The sequence below is a fragment of the Rheinheimera lutimaris genome, assembly GCF_013283795.1.
Classification (GTDB): domain Bacteria; phylum Pseudomonadota; class Gammaproteobacteria; order Enterobacterales; family Alteromonadaceae; genus Alishewanella; species Alishewanella lutimaris.
In genome coordinates this window covers 31,298-51,964 of sequence record NZ_JABSOD010000013.1, presented here as the reverse complement: position 1 = coordinate 51,964, position 20,667 = coordinate 31,298, and the positions used below count along the sequence as shown (strand labels likewise).

Annotated in this window: 15 protein-coding genes; 13 read left to right on the top strand and 2 right to left on the bottom strand. The window is 52.0% G+C overall.

All coding sequences use genetic code 11. The annotated features are described in order from the left end of the window. Nucleotides 1-28 precede the first annotated feature (28 nt). The 4 genes from HRH59_RS13195 to HRH59_RS13180 are packed head-to-tail and all read left to right on the top strand — an operon-like array spanning nucleotide 29 to nucleotide 5,575. Nucleotides 29-1,396 (top strand): NADH-quinone oxidoreductase subunit L, encoded by a 1,368-nt coding sequence (locus tag HRH59_RS13195; RefSeq protein WP_231702499.1) that lies wholly within the window; start codon nucleotides 29-31, stop codon nucleotides 1,394-1,396. Further along, complete coding sequence (locus HRH59_RS13190) at nucleotides 1,393-3,813, top strand: DUF2309 domain-containing protein (protein WP_173501743.1); 2,421 nt, start codon at nucleotides 1,393-1,395, stop codon at nucleotides 3,811-3,813. Before HRH59_RS13195 ends, HRH59_RS13190 begins: the two co-directional genes overlap by 4 nt. Continuing rightward, nucleotides 3,810-4,604 (top strand): DUF6671 family protein, encoded by a 795-nt coding sequence (locus HRH59_RS13185; protein WP_173501742.1) that lies wholly within the window; start codon nucleotides 3,810-3,812, stop codon nucleotides 4,602-4,604. The genes HRH59_RS13190 and HRH59_RS13185 overlap by 4 nt, the downstream gene beginning before the upstream one ends. Continuing rightward, the gene (locus HRH59_RS13180) at nucleotides 4,601-5,575 is read left to right on the top strand and encodes an L-threonylcarbamoyladenylate synthase (protein WP_173501741.1); all 975 of its coding nucleotides are present in this window, start codon (nucleotides 4,601-4,603) and stop codon (nucleotides 5,573-5,575) included. The genes HRH59_RS13185 and HRH59_RS13180 overlap by 4 nt, the downstream gene beginning before the upstream one ends. Before the next feature lie 101 nt (nucleotides 5,576-5,676). On the opposite strand, the gene HRH59_RS13175 is transcribed toward HRH59_RS13180, so the two are convergent. Beyond that, nucleotides 5,677-6,492 (bottom strand): YggN family protein, encoded by an 816-nt coding sequence (locus tag HRH59_RS13175; protein ID WP_173501740.1) that lies wholly within the window; start codon nucleotides 6,490-6,492, stop codon nucleotides 5,677-5,679. Nucleotides 6,493-6,780: 288 nt separating this feature from the next. Between HRH59_RS13175 and HRH59_RS13170 the strand changes: the two genes are divergently transcribed. Genes HRH59_RS13170 through HRH59_RS13160 form a run of 3 tightly spaced genes read left to right on the top strand, consistent with a single transcriptional unit; the run spans nucleotide 6,781 to nucleotide 11,088 of the window. Continuing rightward, nucleotides 6,781-8,622: an assimilatory sulfite reductase (NADPH) flavoprotein subunit gene (locus HRH59_RS13170; RefSeq protein ID WP_173501739.1), complete on the top strand. Its 1,842-nt coding sequence runs from the start codon at nucleotides 6,781-6,783 to the stop codon at nucleotides 8,620-8,622. Next, a complete protein-coding gene (gene cysI / locus HRH59_RS13165) occupies nucleotides 8,622-10,343 on the top strand; it encodes an assimilatory sulfite reductase (NADPH) hemoprotein subunit (RefSeq protein WP_173501738.1) in 1,722 nt (573 codons plus the stop codon). The genes HRH59_RS13170 and cysI overlap by 1 nt, the downstream gene beginning before the upstream one ends. Next, complete coding sequence (locus HRH59_RS13160; RefSeq protein WP_173501737.1) at nucleotides 10,327-11,088, top strand: phosphoadenylyl-sulfate reductase; 762 nt, start codon at nucleotides 10,327-10,329, stop codon at nucleotides 11,086-11,088. Before cysI ends, HRH59_RS13160 begins: the two co-directional genes overlap by 17 nt. A 33-nt stretch (nucleotides 11,089-11,121) precedes the next feature. On the opposite strand, the gene HRH59_RS13155 is transcribed toward HRH59_RS13160, so the two are convergent. Next, entirely contained in the window at nucleotides 11,122-12,141 is a 1,020-nt protein-coding gene (locus tag HRH59_RS13155; protein ID WP_173501736.1) for a glycosyltransferase family protein, read from the bottom strand. Between the two features lie 306 nt (nucleotides 12,142-12,447). On the opposite strand from HRH59_RS13155, the gene ahpC reads away from it, so the two are divergent. The 6 genes from ahpC to HRH59_RS13125 all read left to right on the top strand — a co-directional run bounded on the left by ahpC (nucleotide 12,448) and on the right by HRH59_RS13125 (nucleotide 20,661). Further along, entirely contained in the window at nucleotides 12,448-13,014 is a 567-nt protein-coding gene (ahpC, locus tag HRH59_RS13150; RefSeq protein ID WP_173501735.1) for an alkyl hydroperoxide reductase subunit C, read from the top strand. Between the two features lie 321 nt (nucleotides 13,015-13,335). After that, entirely contained in the window at nucleotides 13,336-14,880 is a 1,545-nt protein-coding gene (gene ahpF, locus HRH59_RS13145; RefSeq protein ID WP_173501734.1) for an alkyl hydroperoxide reductase subunit F, read from the top strand. 238 nt (nucleotides 14,881-15,118) lie between these two features. Further along, nucleotides 15,119-16,540 (top strand): siroheme synthase CysG, encoded by a 1,422-nt coding sequence (gene cysG, locus HRH59_RS13140; RefSeq protein ID WP_173501733.1) that lies wholly within the window; start codon nucleotides 15,119-15,121, stop codon nucleotides 16,538-16,540. 10 nt (nucleotides 16,541-16,550) lie between these two features. Continuing rightward, complete coding sequence (gene cysD, locus HRH59_RS13135; protein ID WP_173501732.1) at nucleotides 16,551-17,462, top strand: sulfate adenylyltransferase subunit CysD; 912 nt, start codon at nucleotides 16,551-16,553, stop codon at nucleotides 17,460-17,462. Then, entirely contained in the window at nucleotides 17,462-18,940 is a 1,479-nt protein-coding gene (cysN, locus tag HRH59_RS13130) for a sulfate adenylyltransferase subunit CysN (RefSeq protein ID WP_173501731.1), read from the top strand. Before cysD ends, cysN begins: the two co-directional genes overlap by 1 nt. Continuing rightward, complete coding sequence (locus HRH59_RS13125) at nucleotides 18,940-20,661, top strand: SLC13 family permease (RefSeq protein WP_173501730.1); 1,722 nt, start codon at nucleotides 18,940-18,942, stop codon at nucleotides 20,659-20,661. The genes cysN and HRH59_RS13125 overlap by 1 nt, the downstream gene beginning before the upstream one ends. The last annotated feature ends 6 nt before the right edge of the window (nucleotides 20,662-20,667 follow it).

Here is a 20,667-nt window from a genome sequence, read left to right as displayed (position 1 = left end):
CCAGTTTATTCTCGCTCTGGGTGCGCATATGCAAATGTTGTTCTCTATTAACTCTTTTAAGCTGGTGTTGCTGGTGCTGGTGGCGTTATTAGCGTTGGTGATCTGGCGCTATAGCGCGACTGCGTTAGCCGGCGAAGTTGATAAGCCGCGTTTTATGCGCGCCCTGGCCGCCACGCTGGCGGCGGTGCTGTTTACGCTGCTGAGTAACCATTTGCTGTTGTTTTGGCTGGGTTGGGTCGGTATTAGCCTGGCACTGCAGCAATTATTGCTGTTTTACCCTGAGCGGCCAAGGGCGCAGTTGGCGGCGCATAAAAAAGCCCTCAGCGCCCGTTTGAGTGAAACGCTGCTGGCGCTGGCTTTTGCGCTGCTGTATCTGCAATTTGATACTGCCAGTATCAGCCAGATAAACCTGCTGCTGAGTTCAGCAGACGCGGCCAACCCGATGCTGCACAGTGCTGCGGTACTGCTGGTGCTGGTGGCCCTGCTTAAGTGTGCCCAGTTGCCGCTGCATGGCTGGCTGATCCAGGTGGTGGAAGCGCCCACCCCGGTATCAGCCTTACTACACGCCGGCATTATTAACTTAGGCGGCATTTTATTGCTGTTGTTTGCACCACTGCTGGACTACAGCACTATCGCCAGCGCCCTGCTGCTGGTTGCGGCCTTGGTTAGCACGGTATTAGCTGCCTTGATTATGGGTACCCGCATCAGTATTAAAGTGCGGCTGGCCTGGTCTACCGTAGCGCAAATGGGCCTGATGCTGGTAGAAATTGCCCTTGGTTTGTACACCCTGGCGCTGCTGCACCTGTTGGCACACTCCTGCTACAAAGCTTACGCCTTTTTGCACAGCGGCAATGCAGTGAATCACTACCTGGCTGCGCAACTGGCCGGGCAAACCCAGCCGCGTGCCCGGCATTGGCTGCTGTCGCTGTTACTGGCGGCCGGCTTGCTGGGGCTGACACAGCAGCTGTTAGCGTTTTCCAGTTTAAGCAGTGCGGTACTGCTGCTACTGGCGATAACAGTGCTGTTGGCTCCTGCGTTAATGACAGCCGATAAGCGGCGCATACCACGGCTGTTGCTGGCGCTGGGTTACGCCATTGGCTTGCTGGCGCTGTATTTCAGCCTGAAAACCCTGTTGCAGCCGGTTATGCCGACGCCGCATAGCATCTCACTGGCCGCCGATCTGCTAAGCAGTGTTGCCTTTGCCGGTTTATTTATCGTCGCGCTGCTGTTGCGCTATCAAAGCCACCATAAAACCATGAATAAGGTCTTTATCTGGTTGAATGCCGGCGGTTATCTGGATGAATGGGCGACCCGCATTACGTTAAAAATATGGCCTTACAGCAGCAGACAGCTGGCTGAAGAGCAGAAATTGGCAGCCTTGCAGGAGTTAAAATGAGCGCAGTAACCAGCAGTATACCGATGTCTGACGACAATATGATGGCACTGATTAACCGCGCCGCCAGCCAGATCGCACCGCAATGGCCATTGGATCAGCTTATCGCCGTGAATCCCTGGTGGCCAAAGCGCCGGCTTTCTTTTGCTGCCGTATGCGCAGAGCAACAGTTATTAGCCGGCACTGACTGCCTGATGAGTGCGCAGTGGTACCAGGCACAATACCCACACCAGATCACGCCGCTGCATTTGCGGCAGGCATTAGACGAAGCACAACTTGCCATCAGCGTCGATGAGGCTGTTGCGGCCTTGTCTAAGCCGGTTACAGCTGGCCACTGGCAGCGCTTAACCGGGCACTTGTCAGGCGAAACCCAGTCGCATAAATTGCCGTGGCAGCAGCTTATTGTGCAGCAACTTAGTCAGTTTCTGGCGTTGTATCACCAGTATCCGGAGCGTTTCAGTGTCGATGCCGACAGCAAGGATCATGCTTATCATAGCTGGCTTAGTGTGGTACGGCAGGACAAAGGGTTACAGGTGCTGACCGGAACTAAATTAACGCCGCTGTTTGTTGCGCTGCCGGATGAACCCGGCCAACTACTGGCGCAAATGCAGCCCTGGCTGGATAGCTGGTGCGCCGATGAACAAAGCCGGCTGGCCTATTTTGAAGCGTTACTGCAAAGTTTGTCCGGCTGGGCCGGCTGGCAGGCCTGGCTGGATTGGCAACAACAGTTGCAAGGCAACAGCGCTAATGATGCGGTATGTCAGCTGTTATATATGCTGCTGGGTTGGGATTGGGTGTTGTGGCAACACAGTCAGCAGCAAAATGCGAAACACAGTGCGTTATTACCGGCATTGCAACTGCAAGCCAGGCAGTATAAGGCGATGTTGCTGCATACTCAGGCTTTGCAGAGTGTGCGCCAGGCATGGCAACGCGCATTGGAGTTAAGTGTCCGGCAGCCGCTGTTAAACCAACTGCAACAACAACAGCGTAAGCTCAGTGCTACGTCGCCGGCCCGTCCTCTGCTGCAAGCCGCGTTTTGTATTGATGTGCGCTCAGAGCCGATGCGCCGCGCACTGGAGCAGCAACACAGCAATATTCAAACACTGGGTTTTGCCGGCTTCTTTGGTTTACCTATCGCCTACAAAGCTGCCGACAGTGCAGTGCAGAGGCCGCAGCTCCCCGGCTTGCTGGCGCCGGCACTCACCGTGACGCAAATAAAGCCAGACAGCGCGCCGTTATCGCGCCAACCTGATCTTGGCTGGAAGCAAAGCTTCGATCTGGCGTCGTCCGGTTTAGGCATGGTAGAAGCGGCCGGCCCGACAAAACTGCTAAGCCTGCTTAAGCGGGCGTTTTTCCGCCCGGCGGCGCCACATGCACTAAATAAACTGCTGGATGATAGCCGCTGGCAGCTGCTTCACGATAAGCAAGCGCTGACTGACGCTGAACAAGCCGCGTTAGCCTCGGCGATACTGACCGCAATGGGCTTAACCACGCATTTGGCGCCGGTGGTGCTGTTGTTTGGTCATGGCAGCAACAGCTGTAATAACCCGCATGCTGCGGCACTGGATTGTGGCGCCTGTGGCGGCCAAACCGGTGAGGTAAATGTAAAGGTGTTGGCGCAAATGCTGAACGATGACGCCGTCAGGCAGCAACTGAGTGCAAATCATGGCATCACTATAACGCCGGATACGCGGTTTTATGCCGGCATGCATCATACTACCACAGATGAGCTGCAGGTTTATCAAGCGCCGGAGCAAGCCGGTTGGCTAAGCTGGTTAACCGCCGCGGGCACTCAGGCACGCCAGCAGCGGGCCGTACAATTTGGCCAGACCGCCCAAACCGATAGCGCACTAGCGCGCTTTTTTAAGCTGCGCAGTACCGACTGGGCACAACTGCGGCCGGAATGGGGCCTGGCGAATAATGCCGCCTTTATTGTGGCGCCGCGCCAACTGACCAAAGCACTGGATTTAAACGGCCGGGCATTCTTGCACGACTATGATGCCGCTAAGGATACTGATTTCAGCTTGTTGCATACTATTATGACCGCGCCAATGGTAGTAACTAACTGGATTAACCTGCAGTACTACGCCTCTGTAGTGGCACCGGACAAATACGGTAGCGGCAATAAACTGCTGCACAATGTGGTGGCGGGCCATATCGGCGTATTTGAAGGCAATGGCGGCGATTTACGTACCGGGCTGGCCTGGCAGTCGGTGCACGACGGTAAAAAATTAGTGCATCAGCCGGTGCGGTTAAGTGTGGTTATTGCCGCACCGCGTGAGGCCATTACCGGCGTAATTAACCGCTCAGCCGATGTCGCTGCGCTGGTGAATAATCACTGGCTGTATTTGTATCAGCTGGCCGACGATGGCAGTGTACACCAGTGGCAACAACAGAGCTGGCAGCCGGTAACCTTATGAAGTTGCAGGCGGCGATACTAACTCAGCATGATAAAGCCCGGCTGATAGCTCCGGTACTGCATCGCCTTGGTTGGCAGCTTAGTGAACTAAGCAGCTTTGATACCGATGCGCTGGGCAGCTTTTCCGGTGAGCGGGCAAGGTTTATGTCACCCTATGAATGCGCCTTGCGTAAAGCGGCGATAGCTGCTGAGCTGTCCGGTGCTGACATCGGTATTGGCAGCGAAGGCAGCTTTTCGCCCGGGCCATACGGTTTGGGCACTTTTAACCTTGAACTGCTGTGCTGCGTTAATGTGGCGGCAGGCTGGGCAGTGACCGGCCGCTTTTACGGGCCATCGCTGGCGCAGCAGTGGCACATCAGCACGCCAGCGCAATTACAGCAAGCACTGGAAAAGGTGAGCGCGGGGCAGTTTTTGTTACTGCAACAAGGCAGCGTTATTGTTAAAGGCCTGAGCAGTACAGAGGCTAAGCAAACTGCACTGCCCCTGTTGGCAAACGGTGCCGTTAGTCTTCGTTATGATTTACGCGCGCATTTAAGTCCCGAGCGGCAACGCCACATTATTAGTGCCGCCGAAGATTTGCTACTGCGCTTAAATAGTCTTTGTCCGGCGTGCGATACCCCGGGCTTCTGGCCGGATAAAACTGTGCCGGGCTTACCTTGTCAAGCCTGTGGTAGCGCCACCGGATCAACCTTAGAAAAACAGGCGTGCTGTCAACGTTGTCAGCACCGTGTAGCACAGCGCGTAGCGCAGCACTATGCCGACCCACAATATTGCCAGGAGTGTAACCCATGAAAACGGTATTGTTACAGGCAGATAATGCTAATGATGTGGCGCTGTGTGGCGACTTGCTAAAACAAGGCCAACTGGTGGCTGTGCCAACAGAAACGGTTTATGGCCTGGCGGCGGATGCCACCAACCCTGATGCTGTCAGTGCCATTTTTTCTGCCAAAGGCCGCCCGGCAAATCACCCGTTAATTGTACATTTGCATGCCAAAACGGCGGTCAACGATTGGGCAGTTAAAGTCAGTACTGCCGCGTATGCGCTGGCAGAGGCATTCTGGCCAGGGCCACTGACGTTATTACTGCACAAAGCCGCGCATGTTAGCCCTACCGTTACTGGCGGCTTAAATACTGTGGGACTGCGTATGCCGGCACATCCGGTGCTGCTTAATATACTGCAACAACAGCAGCTGGCTGTGGCCGCACCCTCCGCCAACTTATATAAAAAACTCAGCCCAACCTCTGCAGAGCATGTAATGGTTGGGATGCAAGGGAAGATCAGCGCAGTACTGGATGGTGGTGACTGCTGGTTCGGTGTCGAGTCGACCATTATAGATTTAACCCAAACCATACCTACCATAGTGCGTGCTGGCCCCATCAGTGCGGCGCAGATAGAAGCTGTACTGGGTAGGCCGGTAGCCCAGCCACGGCAGCATAATGTCGCGGTACCAGGCAATGTTAGTGCGCACTATCAGCCGGAAAAGCCGCTGCTGTGTTTTAGCCATGAGGAATTGTTATTGCATTTGCCACAGCAGCAGCAACCTATAGCGCTGTTACACTACAGTGACGCCGTCGACAGCGCTAAGGTGACAAAATTAAAAATGCCAACCCCGGCAACCGCGTTTGCCAGGGTGCTTTATCAAAGCTTGTTTGCCGCTGATAAATTACCGGTAAGCGCTATTTGGTGCGAGCTGCCGCCTGATACAGATGAGTGGCGTGCCGTAAATGACCGGCTAAGCCGGGCCAGCAGTAACCGCAGTTAACCCAATAAAAACAAAAAAGACGCGCTGTCAGGATGAGAGCAGCGCGCCAAAGTCGTGGTTGGGATGGTACACGAAATCTTTTTAGCAGATAAATGCCGGCGTTAGTTGTATAGGTAAAACGCCGTTTTATTGCTGCTGTTTACATCAATCAGATCATATTGCTGCATTTGCGGTACCGCTTGCTGAATTTGGTTTTCAAGCGTGTCCAGTTGCTGCAGATGGCTACACATTGCTTCGCCGCGTTGCTCCAGTGCGGCAGACTTAGTTTCCATCCGCGCTTCTAAATCTTCACCGAAGCGTTCCATGCGCTCGCCGAAAGCTTGCATACGCTGCTCGAAATTGCCCTCACCGCTGGTCATAGCTTTACCTACCAGCATCATAATGCTGCCGATAGAGCTGGTAACGGCTTCTTCAATGGCTTGTTCAAACCCGGGCCCAAAGGCGTCATCTAAGCTGTCAAAACGGCTGCCGTAAATGTCAATGCTATCGCCGCTGCGCACCACTATGCTGTCGGTGCTGGCTTTAATTTTATCCAGCGCGGTTTGCAGAGAAGGATGATCTTGCAGTGAATCACCGGTCAGTTCGGTGATAACCGAATTAACGGCATCTGCTGCCAACACCAGCGCATCTTCTACCAGCGCAACGGTTTCTAATGTTTGTGTGCGGATACCGGCCTGATACTCGCGCAGCAACGCCTGGGTATTGCTGTCGGTGGTTATGGCTTTGCCATCCAGCCACAACTGGCCGTTATTGTTAATACGCCAAAGTTCAGTGCCGGCATCTTTCATGCTGACCAGTTGGCTGTTGATAGACAAATCTTTATCAAAATTGACATTACAGCTGGTGTCGTCATGCGCCATAACGGCAGTGCTGATGCTGGTTAAGATAAAACCGCCGGCGATAAGTAAGTTTTTCATTTTGGTTATCCTTCTGGCCTTGAGCCGCTGTTGATTACGCTATAGCTGTTACAAAGTTAATGCCAATATTTAAGTCGATGTTATTTATAAATAAGTTTAAATGCTGGAACAAAAGATTTTCCCGTTTTTAGTGGTTTTCGCTACTTTTTGGTCTGTTTATCAATGCTATGGTCTGGCTCGGTTGTCGGTTTTTAATTACTTATTGGAATAAAGAAGAGAGATCCATTCTTTTACCGGTATACATATAGACGGCTAAAATGGCTGCAATTATCGTGTGCAGGGTGTTTTATGCTTTTATCTTCGTTAGTGGCGCAGGCCAGTCCGTTATCCGAGCAGCAGGTAAGCCAGTTGCAGGGTTTAGTCAGCCAGCTAAACCCTATTCAGCAGGCCTGGGTTAGCGGTTATCTGGCGGCCAGTGCCCAGCTTGCCGGGCAACTCTCCGGACAACTGCCCGGGCAGCCAACAACTGCACAGGCTGCTGCCAGCGCCAGCCTGACCATTTTATTCGGCTCGCAAACCGGCAATGCACGCCATGTTGCCGAAGCTTTAGCCAAACAAGCAAAGGCTAAAGGCATCGTAGCCAATGTTGTTGATATGGCCGAATATAAAACCACTCAGCTGAAGAATGAGCAGTATCTGGTTATTGTTACCTCGACCTATGGTGAGGGCGAACCGCCGGAAAACGCCATTGGCCTGCATAGCTTTTTATTCAGCAAAAAAGCGCCTAAGTTGCCGGGGTTAAAATATGCGGTGTTGGGCCTGGGTGACACCAGCTATGAGTTTTTCTGTAAAACTGCGCAAGACTTTGATCAGCGTTTAACGGAGCTGGGCGCGACTTCCGTGTTGTCGCGCCTCGATTTAGATGTCGATTATCAGGCACAAGCCGACAGCTGGAACAATGAACTGGTTGGCAAGCTGGAGCCGGAATTAACCGCTGCTGCCGGTCCTTCGGCCCAGGTTATTGCCTGGCCCCGCGTGGATTCGCCGGGTAGTGATGCTACGGCAGGTGCGGTAAGCCAGTACAGCAAGCAAAAGCCGTTCGCCGCCGAGCTGTACACCAACCAGAAAATTACCGGCCGCGATTCCACTAAAGATGTGCGCCATATTGAAATTTCATTAGCCGCCAGCGGTTTAACTTACCAGCCGGGCGATGCGCTGGGCGTGTATTTCCTTAACGATCCGGCACTGGTGCGCGAGCTGTTGTTATTAACGGCGATAGCCCGCGATACCCCGGTGACACTTGGCAACGACAGCCTTACTGTAGAGCTGGCGCTGACAGAGCAACTGGAACTGACACAGTCGTATCCGGCCTTTGTCGAGAAATACGCGGCCGCTACCAACAATGCGGCCTTAATCGCGCTGGCAGCCGATAAAGCCGCGCTGCGTGCTTACATTAATGAGCGGCAGATTATTGATATTGTGCGTGATTACCCGGGGTTACTCAGTGCACAGCAGTTAGTGGATGCCCTGCGTAAGCAGCAACCACGGTTATACTCTATTGCCTCCGCCCAGGCCGAGGTAGAAGACGAAGTGCATCTAACCGTTGGCGTGGTGCGTTACGATGCTTACGGCCAGCCGCATTTGGGCGGTGCCTCCGGCTTTTTAGCCGAGCGTCTAAATGAGGGCGATAAGGTAAAGGTATTTGTTGAGCAGAATAACAATTTCCGTTTACCGGCTAACGATGACACGCCGGTGATTATGATTGGCCCGGGCACCGGTATAGCGCCGTTTCGCGCCTTTTTACAACAGCGCGATGCCAACGGCGCCGCGGGGAAAAACTGGCTGTTTTTCGGTAATCCGCATTTTACCCAAGACTTTTTATACCAGCTGGAGTTGCAAAATTACCTTAAGCGCGGCCTGTTAACTAAGCTTGATGTCGCCTTTAGCCGCGATCAGGCAGCTAAAGTGTATGTACAGGACAAGCTACGCCAATATGGCAGCGAAGTATGGCAATGGCTGGAGCAAGGCGCCCACTTGTATATTTGTGGTGACGCCAACCGTATGGCCAAAGATGTGCAACAGGCTTTACTGGATATAGTGCAACAATATGGCGGCAAAACCGCGGAACAAGCGCAAGCTTACTTAGACGAATTACGTGTGGCAAAACGTTATCAGAAGGACGTGTATTAATGAGCCAGTATCCAATTAATCCAGATTTAGTGGCACCGGGTGCACTATCTGATAACGAGCGTTTAAAGGCTGAAAGCGAGCATTTGCGCGGTACTATTGAGCGCGATCTGAAAGATGAGATCACCGGCGGTTTTAACGGTGATAACTTTATGCTGATCCGCTTTCACGGCATGTATCAGCAGGACGACCGCGATATTCGCGCTGAACGTACGGCGCAAAAACTTGAGCCGCTGCACAATGTGATGCTGCGAGCCCGGATGCCGGGCGGTATTATTACGCCGCAGCAGTGGTTAGCCATTGATAAATTTGCTGCCGACAACACTATGTACGGCAGTATCCGCTTAACCACGCGACAAACCTTTCAGTTTCACGGTGTGTTAAAACCGCATATTAAGCCGATGCACCAGTTTTTAAACAGCATTGGCATTGATTCTATCGCCACCGCAGGCGACGTTAACCGCAATGTGCTGTGCACTTCTAACCCGGTAGAGTCAGAGCTGCACCAGCAGGCGTATCAATGGGCGGCGAAAATCAGCGAGCATTTACTGCCGAAAACCCGCGCCTATGCTGAGATCTGGCTGGATGAAGAAAAAGTTGAAACCACCGAAGTCGAACCGATCCTCGGCGACAACTATCTGCCGCGTAAATTTAAAACCGCGGTAGTTATTCCGCCGCACAACGATATTGATGTCCACGCCAACGATTTAACCTTTGTTGCTGTAGCTGAAAACGGCCAGTTGGTCGGTTTTAACGTACTGGTAGGCGGCGGTTTAGCCATGACCTTTGGCGATGACGCCACTTACCCGCGCATGGCGGACGATTTGGGCTATGTCGCGCTGGAGCACACGTTAAAAGTGGCTGAGCATGTGGTAACGGTGCAGCGAGATTACGGCAACCGCTCAAACCGCAAAAATGCCAAAACCAAATACACTATCGACCGCATTGGCCTGGACGCGTTTCGCGCTGAAGTAGAAGCTCGCACCGGTGTGGCTTTTGCGCCAGTGGTACCCTACAGCTTTACCAGCCGCGGCGATCGTATCGGCTGGGTAGAGGGTATCGACGGCAAGCAGCACTTAACGCTGTTTATTGAAAATGGCCGGGTGCTGGACTTCCCCGGCAAACCGTTGAAAACCGGTTTGGCGAAAATTGCCGCTATTCATCAGGGCGATTTGCGCATGACCGCCAACCAAAACCTGATTATTGCCGGCGTACCAGCGGCGCAAAAGGCCGAAATTGATGCCATTGCCCGTGCGCATGGCTTAATTGATGATGGCCACAGCGAACAGCGTAAAAATTCGATGGCCTGTGTATCGTTTCCCACCTGCCCGTTGGCGATGGCCGAAGCCGAGCGCTATTTGCCGGAATTAGTAACTAAGGTCGAAGCCTTACTGGGCAAACATAACATTGCCGACGAACATATCGTGCTGCGCGTTACCGGCTGCCCGAATGGCTGTGGCCGTGCCATGCTGGCTGAAGTGGGCCTGGTAGGCCGTGGCCCGGGTAAATATAACCTGTATTTGGGCGGTAACCGCGAAGGCACCCGTGTTCCGCGCCTGCTGCTGGATAACGTTGCTGAAGCCGATATTCTGGCCACGCTGGACGGCTTAATTGGCCGCTGGGCTACAGAGCGTAGTAACAGCAGTGAAGGCTTTGGTGATTTTGTGATTAGGGCCGGTGTGATAGCACCGGTAGTGGTGCCAAAAGATGACTTCCATAGCTAAGTCGCAACAGACTGATTACCGCGCTATTTTGCAGCAGGATGCTGCAACGCAGCACGCCTGGCTGGCTGAAATCAACCACCTGCTTACGCCGCTAAGCGCAGCAGAGCGGGTGCGTTGGGCGCTGGATAACCTGCCGCAAAGTCCGATGCTAAGCTCCAGCTTTGGTATTCAGGCGGCGGTGATGCTGCATTTGGTTACGCAGCAACAAGCGGATATTCCTGTGGTGTTAACCGACACCGGCTATTTGTTCCCGGAAACCTATCAGTTTATTGATCAGTTAACCACGCAATTACAGCTGAATTTGCAGGTATACCGCGCACAGTTAAGCCCGGCCTGGCAGGAAGCCCGTTTTGGCCAACTGTGGCAAAGTGCTGAAGGCATTAAGCAGTATAACCAGCTAAATAAAGTTGAGCCGATGCAGCGCGCCTTGCAGGAACTGAATGTAGGCAGCTGGTTTACCGGCCTGCGTCGCAGCCAAAGCAGCAGCCGCGCCGATAAGGCCATTGTTGAGATCAGCCGTGGCGTGGTAAAAATTCAGCCGATTATCGACTGGAGCAATAAAGACGTGTTTTATTACTTAAAAGAACACGGCTTAAGCTATCACCCGTTATGGGAGCAAGGCTATGTTTCAGTTGGCGATACTCATTCTACCCGTAAACTGGAGCTGGGTATGAGCGAAGAAGACACCCGTTTTAACGGTTTTGGCCGCGAGTGCGGCCTGCATATGGACGGTGATGGCATTTAGCCATCACCGGCTTCAAATATGCAGTATTGGTGTTTAGCTAACTATATCTATCCAGGGGAAACGGTCACTGCTGCCGCGGTTCATAATATCTAACATCATGCCGGTAATATTTTGGCAGTTGTAATGCTGTAGTACTTTTTGCTGTGCATTTTTTGCAATAGCTTCGCGCTCGGCAGGGTTGTGCAGGTAGTGCGTTATTAATGAGTCCAGTTGTTCAATTGTGTTAAACGACACCACTTCGTCTGCGGTGAAAAGCTCCCGTAAACCATCAAACTCATGAGCGAGGAAAAAGGTGCCAAAGCCGGTGTAGTGCGTAAGACGGTCGCTGGTGTATTTATTTATATGGTGCACGGCATTAACGCCAATACCTATTTTGGCTCTTTGAATAACATCGAAATAGTCTTCACCGCGCACTTTGCGGCGCTTATTCAAGCGCGAAAGTTCTTTCTTTAATTTTTGCCACAAAGAGAACTTTGCCGCGGTAAATTTTTCTGCGCCACCAAAAAAAGTAACATCTGAGCGTTGTTTTAAATAATCCAGGCTGGCCTTACGCTCGTCCCCCGCGAACCGGTATCCGGTGCCGGTAAAAAGCACGTCGAGAGATTTTTCTGTCACAGCATCAGAGCTAATAAGGTCAGGGTCAAACGGGTTAAACAGATAGGCTGATACGTTCTTAACACCAAGACGATGATACTGCTTTAACGTTTCGCCGCCCGAGGTCATAAAAAAATAATCGACAAAGGGCAATATAGCCGTCAAGTAGCCCGGCACTTCGTTACGAATATCACCATACCACAGCGCCAAAGGCCGTTGCGCGGCAAGCCTCTCAGCCAGCTTTGGGTTTAACCTTTCGCCTTTACCGATTAACAATAGATCGTAATTGCCGGCTATGCTAAGCAAGGCATTATCCGCCGCAACCTGACCGTGCTGCTTTACCTGTTGTTTAAAATCGTAAGTGTCGACGGTACAGCCGTTGCTGCGTAGCCCTTTAGCGAGCAGAATGTCGCCGCCGAGCGCGTGATCCTGATAAATGCCGTAGCCGAGTATCTTCATCTGTTTCAGTACAATACTAAATTATGCACCGCAGTATACCGAAAACACTAGTGGCAACAACAGTCGCATTATCATGTAAAGGAAGGCCTGCAGAGTATTATAATGTCCGTAGGTTGAGAAACTGCCAGCTTGCCCCCATCTGCTCTACGGTTACCGATAGCGCAGACAGGCGGGTAAATAGATATTATTTAAATCAATTAAAACGATTAGAGTAATTTGTTTTATTCGTTTTGATAATTGATTGCGGCGCGTTACACTGGCTGCAGTTGAAACATAACCTATGAACTAACCTAAAGGAGCAAGACTATGTCTTCTATTATCAATACTAAAATTAAGCCGTTTAAAGCTACTGCTTTCCATCAGGGTAAATTTGTACCGGTAACTGAGCAGGATATTCTGGGTAAATGGGCTGTTGTATGTTTCTACCCGGCGGACTTCACATTTGTATGTCCAACTGAATTAGGTGACCTGGCTGATTTCTATGCTAAGTTCCAGGAAATTGGTGTTGAAGTATACTCAGTATCTACTGACACTCACTTCACGCACAAAGCCTGGCACGATGCGTCTGAAACCATCAAGAAAATCAACTACCCGATGATTGGCGACCCAACAGGTACCATCACACGTAACTTCGGCGTAATGATTGAAGAAGATGGTTTGGCACTGCGCGGTACTTTCGTGATTAACCCTGAAGGCGAAATCAAAGTAGCTGAAATTCATGACCTGGGTATCGGCCGCTCTGCAGCAGAACTGTTCCGCAAAGTACAGGCTGCACAGTATGTAGCTAACCACGACGGCGAAGTATGTCCGGCTAAGTGGACTCCGGGCGAAGCCACTCTGGCTCCTTCACTGGACCTGGTTGGTAAAATCTAACTTTGCTACAAACTGCAGGCAACTGCAGTGCCGGAAGCGGCAAACAGCTCCTCTTTTAAGAAGCTGTTTCCAGCTTCCCCACTGCCAACACACTTGTTTGCACGGGCTGGTATTACACCAGCCCGACCTTAGCGGCTGACTTTTTTTCGCACTATCTGAATTATCTATAACCAATGGATTTCAAGATGCGCGTAGGCGGCAAGGCCGTGAATCCCCTTGAGCTTAGCTGAACTAAGTGATTGGGCCGAGCTGGCGTTCCAGTTCATGAACGCAGCCAACACCCGCGCATTTTGAAAGACGAAGAGTATAACCGGAGCCATTATGTTAGATACTAACCTGAAGCAACAATTAAAAACCTATCTGCAGAACCTGAAAACGCAGGTTGAACTGGTGGTATCTTTAGACGATAGCGCCAAAGCTGCTGAAGTAAACGCCCTGGCAAGCGACATTGCCGAACTGTCTGATTTAGTGTCATTGCGCCGCGATGACAACGCCCTGAGCCGCAAACCAGCGATGCTGGTGCGGTCAGTGGCTAATGACACCCATATTACCTTTGCCGGTGTGCCGCTGGGCCACGAATTTACCTCACTGGTACTGGCGCTGTTGCACAGTGGTGGCCACCCAATCAAGGTTGAAGCTGACACCATAGAGCAAATCCGCCAGTTACAAGGTAGCTTCGCCTTTGAAACCTATGTGTCGTTAAGCTGCCAAACCTGTCCGGAAGTAGTACAGGCGCTGAATATCATGTCGGCCATTAACCCTGGCATTACCAACGTTATGATCGACGGTGCTATGTTCCAGCAGGAAGTGGCCGATAAAAATATTATGGCCGTACCATCAGTTTACTTAAACGGCGAGCTGTTCTCCCAGGGCGCCATTACGCTGGAAAAAATCATCCAGAAACTGGATGTAAATGCTGAAAAACGCCAGGCCGAGGCGCTGAAAAACAAAGCTGACTTTGATGTGCTGGTAGTCGGTGGTGGCCCGGCCGGTGCCGCAGCCTCTATTTATGCTGCGCGTAAAGGTTTAAACACCGGTATCGTAGCCGAGCGCTTTGGTGGCCAGGTAGCGGATACTGTCGGCATTGAAAACTTTATTTCGGTGCAATACACCGAGGGGCCGAAACTGGTAAACAGCTTAGAAGCGCATGTGCGTGAATATAACGTCGATATTATGAATAACCAGCGTGCTGTGGCGCTGCGTAAAGACGGCAAAGTACAGCTGGAGCTGCAAAACGGCGCCGTACTTAACAGTAAAACCGTGATTTTAAGCCCTGGCGCACGCTGGAGAGAAATGAACGTACCCGGCGAGCAGGAATACCGCGGCAAGGGTGTGGCGTACTGCCCGCACTGCGACGGCCCGCTGTTTAAAGGTAAAAAGGTGGCAGTAATTGGTGGCGGTAATTCCGGCATCGAAGCGGCTATCGATTTGGCCGGTATTGTTGAGCACGTTACCGTGCTGGAATTTGCTGCCGAGCTGCGCGCCGATGCGGTACTGGTGAAAAAAGCCAATTCTATGGGCAATATCACTATTATCACCGAAGCGCAGTCGACCGAAGTGACCGGTGATGGCAGCCGTGTAAATGGTATTAATTATACTGACCGTAAAACCGGTGATAAACATCATGTTGAACTGGCCGGTATCTTTGTGCAGATAGGCTTGGTGCCGAATACCGAATGGCTACGCGGCGCAGTGGAATTATCGCCCCGCGGTGAAATTATCGTTGATGAGCGTGGCCAAACCTCAATACCTGGCGTATTTGCTGCCGGTGATGCCACTACAGCACCCTACAAGCAAATTATTATTGCCATGGGCTCGGGTGCTAATGCCGCATTGGGCGCCTTTGACTATATGATCCGCCAGTAAGTGAATGGCGTAACAGTTTAGCTTCACTCTCTCTGTAGCTTTAACGGCAACTTCGGTTGCCGTTTTTTTATGTCTGAAGCTTATTCGTTTATTACAATTCCACTTATTACGATCTCTGCATTAATTCCTTTTAGTTATATCTGAGCGTAATTAACTATTTTATAAAAGCCATACGGACGGCTATTCTGCACGCTGTATACTCACTTTAAGTGAGCATGGTTAAAGCGCAGGAGCTGGTGTGCAGTATTTACCCTTATTTGTAAAGTTAACCGATAAACCGGTGCTGATTGTAGGCGGCGGTTCGGTGGCGCTGCGCAAAGCCGGTACCTTATTAAGCGCCGGCGCAAAATTAACGGTAGTGGCGCCGGAGTTTGCCGCTGAGTTTGTGCAATGGCAGCAGCAAGGTCAGGCTGAGCTGATCAACGGCTATTTTTCCCCCGATTTGCTTGATGGTAAATTACTGGTCATTGCCGCCACCGATAACGATGACGTGAACGCGGCAGTTTATGAGGCGGCCACAGCACGCAATATGCTGGTAAACACGGTAGACGACCAACCCAAATGTGGTTTTATTTTTCCGTCAATAATCGATCGCAGCCCGATTTTAATTGCTATCTCCAGCTTTGGCACCGCGCCGGTGCTGGCACGACGTTTGCGCGAAAAGCTCGAAACCTTATTGCCGCAGCATTTGGGGCCCTTAGCCGAATTGGTCGGCCGCTTTCGCAGCAAGGTAAAGGCGAAAATCAGTGGTTTTGCTGCCCGGCGCCAGTTTTGGGAAAAAGTATTTGATTCAGACGTAGTGCGCGATGTGCAGGCGAATCAACTGCCGCAGGCAGAGCAGCGTTTGCTGCAATTGCTGGATCAGCCGCAGCAACAAGCCGGTGAAGTCTATGTGGTGGGCGCAGGCCCGGGTGACCCGGAGTTGCTTACACTAAAAGCCTTGCAATTAATGCAACAAGCCGATGTAGTAGTGTACGACTATCTGGTCTCGCCACAAATCATGGAGTTGGTGCGCCGTGATGCTGAACGCATTTGCGTCGGTAAAAAAGCCGGCGACCACTCGGTGCCGCAGCAGGATACCAACCAGTTACTGATCGATTTAGCCCTGGCAGGCAAGAAAGTCTGCCGGTTAAAAGGCGGTGACCCGTTTATTTTCGGCCGCGGTGGCGAAGAAATTCAGGCTCTGTTGCCGTATAACATCGCCTTTCAGGTGGTGCCTGGGGTGACAGCCGCAGCCGGTTGTGCTGCGTACGCCGGTATACCGCTAACGCATCGCGACCATGCGCAAAGTGTGCAGTTTGTGACTGGCCATTGCCGGCCCGATGGCAGCGAGCCGGACTGGCACAGCATGAGCAAAGCCAGGCAAACGCTGGTTATTTACATGGGCCTGATAAAAGCCGGCCATATTCAGCAGCAGTTGCTGGCAGCCGGGCGCAGTGGTGACACACCAGTTGCCATTATCGAAAACGGTACCCGGCCAGAGCAACGCATTGTCAGCGGCACGCTGCAACAGCTGGCCGATTTGGTGGCACAACACCAGGTTAGCTCGCCGGCGTTGCTGGTGATAGGTGAAGTGGTGGCACTACAACAAGATTTACATTGGTTTGGTCAAAAGCCGCAAGCGGCGGTATTTGGCCAGACTCTGACCCGAATGGCTTGAGGAAAAAGCAATGTCTGAGTTAGCAGGTGCCTTGTCGCACTTACAGCAACTGGAAGCCGAGAGTATCCATATCTTTCGCGAAGTCGCGGCCGAATTTAAAAAGCCGGTGATGCTGTATTCAATCGGCAAAGACTCATCGGTACTGCTGCATTTGGCCCGCAAAGCCTTTGCACCGGGTAAGATCCCGTTTCCACTGTTGCATGTTGATACCAACTGGAAATTTCGCGAAATGATCGAATTTCGTGACCGTCTTGCGAAAGAGTACAACTTTGAGCTGCTGGTGCATAAAAACCCGGAAGGCCTGGCGATGAATATTAACCCCTTTGTGCATGGCAGTGCCAAACACACCGACGTGATGAAAACACAGGGTTTAAAACAGGCACTGAATAAGTACGGCTTTGATGCGGCCTTTGGCGGCGCACGCCGCGATGAAGAAAAATCGCGCGCTAAAGAGCGGGTGTATTCGTTTCGTGATAAACACCACCGCTGGGATCCGAAAAATCAGCGGCCGGAGCTGTGGAATATCTACAACGGTGCCATTAATGAAGGCGAAAGTATCCGCGTATTTCCGCTGTCGAACTGGACTGAGCTGGATATCTGGTTATATATCCTGCAGGAAAACATCGACATAGTACCGCTGTATCTGGCCAAGCCACGGCCGGTAGTAGAGCGCAATGGCACGCTGATTATGGTAGACGACGAGCGTATGCCATTAGAGCCGGGTGAAACGCCACAGTTAAAGTCAGTGCGGTTTCGCACTCTGGGTTGTTATCCGCTGACCGGCGCCATTGAATCCAGCGCTGACACGCTCGAAGGCATAGTGGAAGAGATGCTGCGCGCCCGCACGTCAGAACGGCAGGGCCGCGTGATTGACCAGGATCAATCCGGTATGGAATTGAAAAAACGCGAGGGGTATTTCTGATGTCTGTAGTAAATTTAACGCCGGTTACCTCGTTAAACGAGCAGCTAAACAACCTGGGTATTCGTGGCTATTTACAGCAGCATCAGGATAAAGGCCTGCTGCGGGTATTAACCTGCGGCAGCGTTGATGATGGCAAAAGCACCTTAATCGGCCGCCTGCTGCACGATAGCCAACAACTGTATGATGATCAGCTGGATGCGTTGAAACGCGACCATAAAGGCCGTAACAGCGAAGGTGAGTTAGAGCTGGCGATGCTGGTTGATGGCCTACAGGCCGAGCGTGAGCAAGGTATTACCATTGATGTGGCTTACCGTTATTTCTCCACCACCGAACGTAAGTTTATTCTGGCCGATACACCGGGCCATGAGCAATATACCCGCAATATGGCCACCGGCGCTTCTACCTCAGATGTGGCAATACTGTTGATTGACGCCCGCTATGGCGTGCAAACCCAAACCCGCCGTCACAGCTTTATCTGTGCTTTGCTGGGTATTAAGCACTTAATTGTTGCCGTAAATAAGATGGATATTGTCGACTATAGCGAGCACATTTATAACGCTATAGTGCAGGACGTACAGGCACTGATGGCGCAATTGCAGGTGCCAACGGTAGATGTGATACCGCTGAGTGCGTTAAAGGGCGAGAACATTTTAACCTTGTCGGCCAATATGCCATGGTATACCGGCACTGCCTTGCTGCCGCGGCTGGAAACCCTGCCAATACCGCAACGTGGCGGCGCCGCCAGCCGTTTTCCGGTGCAATATGTCAACCGGCCGGATCTGGATTTTCGTGGCTTTGCCGGCACCCTGGTTAGCGGCCGTTTAGCGGTCGGCCAGGCCGTTACCGCCTGGCCGTCCGGTAAAAAAAGTACCATTAAGCAAATTGTCAGCTTTGCCGGTGAGCGGCCATCGGCCGGCGCCGGTGAAGCCGTCACGCTGACGCTGAACGACGAAATTGATATCAGCCGTGGTGATTGGTTAGTGCCGTCGGATGATACGGTAAGCCTGAGCAACCGGGCGCTGGCGTATGTGGTGTGGTTTAACGATCAGCCGCTTGAGACCGGCCGCTTGTACGATTTAAAACTGGCGACGCGCAAAAGCAGTGTCAGCATTAACCGTTTAAACCATAAAGTTAATGTGAATACGCTGGCGCAGGAGGCGGCAGAGCAGGTAGCAATGAACGATATCGCGCTGGTAGAGCTGGAGCTGACTGAGACTTTGCCGCTGGATACCTTCAGTACCCAGCCCGGCACCGGTAATTTTATTCTGATTGATCGCTTAACCAATGCCACTGTTGCGGCTGGGTTAATTCAGAATGTGCTGGCAGAAGAGAAAGCCGCCAGCGGCGATTTCAGTGCCTTCGAACTGGAGTTAAATGCACTTATTCGCAAGCACTTCCCGCATTGGGGCGCCCGTGATGTACGCGAGCTGTTTAACGCCGAGCTGTTTAACAGCGAAATGGTTAAGGCTGCGCAGTAATGCCGTATCAGCAGTATGGTGTCATCGCCCTGCTACTGGCGCTGGTAGCGGGGCTGATTTTCAGCAAACGCTCGCCGGCGCTGTGGTTTGGTGGCGCCATATTGCTTAGCTACCTTATCGGCTGGCTGCCGCTGGAAAGTGCACTGCAAAACTTCGCCAATCCGTCGCTGGTTACGTTGTTATTGCTGCTGCTGGTATCCATCGGCATTGAAAAATCACAGTTAGTCAGTTGGCTAAGCCGCGGTTTTGCCGGCAAGCGTTTAAGCAGCGTTATTGCCCGGTTAAGTTTATCCAGTGCGCTGATGTCGGCCTTTATCAATAACACCGCGGTGGTATCAACGTTGATGTCGTCGCTTAGGCATCATAACCATTTTGCTGCGTCTAAATTGCTGCTGCCATTGTCGTACAGCGCCATTTTAGGCGGCATGCTGACCTTAATCGGCACCTCTACCAACCTTATTGTGAATGGCTTTGTTGAGCAAAGTGGCGAGCCCTTGCTGGGCTTTTTTGACTTTACGCTATTGGGCCTGCTGGTGCTCAGTGCCGGTATAGTGGTGCTGATTATCGGCGCCCGCTGGTTGCCGGACAAGCGCGATGATGACAGCAAAGCCACGCCTTACTATTTAACGGCTCACGTGCGTGATGACAGCCAGTTAATTGGTAAAACGGTAGAGCAAAACCAGTTGCGTGAATTGCAGGCACTGTTTTTAGCTGAAATTCAGCGCGGCGCTGAGCATATTTGTCCGGTAACGCCGGAAACCGTGATTGCCGCCGGTGATGAACTGCGTTTTGTCGGTGATTTAGACGCGGTATCACGCTTACAACAATTTCCCGGCTTAGAGCTGTTGCAGCAACACCAGCAGCAAGGTGAATTACTCGAAGCGGTTATCAGCTACAGCTCGCGTTTAGTCGGTAAAAGCTTAAAGCAGCTGCGCTTTCGCCATGAATACGATGCGGTGGTTATTGCCGTCCGCCGCGGCCACGAACGTTTGCAGGGCGGCCTGGGCGATTTGGTGCTGCACGCCGGCGATGTATTAATTTTATCGGTAGGTAAGCACTTCCCCGGCCAGCATCAGTTAAGCCAGGAGTTTGTTTACGTTAATGGTTTAGCTATTGCCACACCGCTGTCAAAAGCCCGCAGCCATTGGGTATTACTGGGTTTTGTCGCGGCGCTGGCGCTTTCTATTTCTGACATCCTGCCGCTGATTAAAAGCCTGCCGGTACTGCTGCTGGCCTATGTTGCCGGCGGCGCAGTCAGTGTAAATGAAATTAAGAACCGCTTTCCGCTGGAGCTGTGGCTGATTGTCGGCTCAGCTATCGGTTTAGCCCAGTTGATGATCCAAACCGGGGTGGCCGGCCAGATAGCTGCGGCTTTGTTAGTGCTGGTTGATGGCAGCGGTGCTTATGGCGCGCTGGTCGCGGTGTTTGTCGCTACCTGGCTGTTTACTGAATTGGTGACCAATAATGCGGCCGCAGCCCTGACCTTTCCTATTGCCTATACCATAGCGCAAAACCTTGGTGTTGATCCGGTACCGTTTTTTATGGCGGTGGCCTTTGGTGCTTCGGCTAGTTTTATCTCGCCGTTTGGTTATCAAACTAACCTGATGGTGTATTCGGCCGGCAATTACCAGTTGCGTGATTATGTTCGCCTCGGCGTACCGATGGCCGTAGTATATTCGTTGGTAGTACTGGTATTTTTACCGTTGATTTATCCGTTTTAAGTGATG

What these genes read in the sequence shown, in the direction of transcription:
- HRH59_RS13185 (WP_173501742.1), top strand. Translation starts at nt 3,810, where the DNA reads ATGAAGTTGCAGGCGGCGATACTAACTCAGCATGATAAAGCCCGGCTG.
- HRH59_RS13180 (WP_173501741.1), top strand. Translation starts at nt 4,601, where the DNA reads ATGAAAACGGTATTGTTACAGGCAGATAATGCTAATGATGTGGCGCTG.
- ahpC (WP_173501735.1), top strand. Translation starts at nt 12,448, where the DNA reads ATGTCTTCTATTATCAATACTAAAATTAAGCCGTTTAAAGCTACTGCT.
- HRH59_RS13195 (WP_231702499.1), top strand. Translation starts at nt 29, where the DNA reads ATGCAAATGTTGTTCTCTATTAACTCTTTTAAGCTGGTGTTGCTGGTG.
- cysI (WP_173501738.1), top strand. Translation starts at nt 8,622, where the DNA reads ATGAGCCAGTATCCAATTAATCCAGATTTAGTGGCACCGGGTGCACTA.
- cysN (WP_173501731.1), top strand. Translation starts at nt 17,462, where the DNA reads ATGTCTGTAGTAAATTTAACGCCGGTTACCTCGTTAAACGAGCAGCTA.
- ahpF (WP_173501734.1), top strand. Translation starts at nt 13,336, where the DNA reads ATGTTAGATACTAACCTGAAGCAACAATTAAAAACCTATCTGCAGAAC.
- HRH59_RS13190 (WP_173501743.1), top strand. Translation starts at nt 1,393, where the DNA reads ATGAGCGCAGTAACCAGCAGTATACCGATGTCTGACGACAATATGATG.
- HRH59_RS13125 (WP_173501730.1), top strand. Translation starts at nt 18,940, where the DNA reads ATGCCGTATCAGCAGTATGGTGTCATCGCCCTGCTACTGGCGCTGGTA.
- HRH59_RS13160 (WP_173501737.1), top strand. Translation starts at nt 10,327, where the DNA reads ATGACTTCCATAGCTAAGTCGCAACAGACTGATTACCGCGCTATTTTG.
- HRH59_RS13155 (WP_173501736.1), bottom strand. Translation starts at nt 12,141, where the DNA reads ATGAAGATACTCGGCTACGGCATTTATCAGGATCACGCGCTCGGCGGC.
- HRH59_RS13170 (WP_173501739.1), top strand. Translation starts at nt 6,781, where the DNA reads ATGCTTTTATCTTCGTTAGTGGCGCAGGCCAGTCCGTTATCCGAGCAG.
- HRH59_RS13175 (WP_173501740.1), bottom strand. Translation starts at nt 6,492, where the DNA reads ATGAAAAACTTACTTATCGCCGGCGGTTTTATCTTAACCAGCATCAGC.
- cysD (WP_173501732.1), top strand. Translation starts at nt 16,551, where the DNA reads ATGTCTGAGTTAGCAGGTGCCTTGTCGCACTTACAGCAACTGGAAGCC.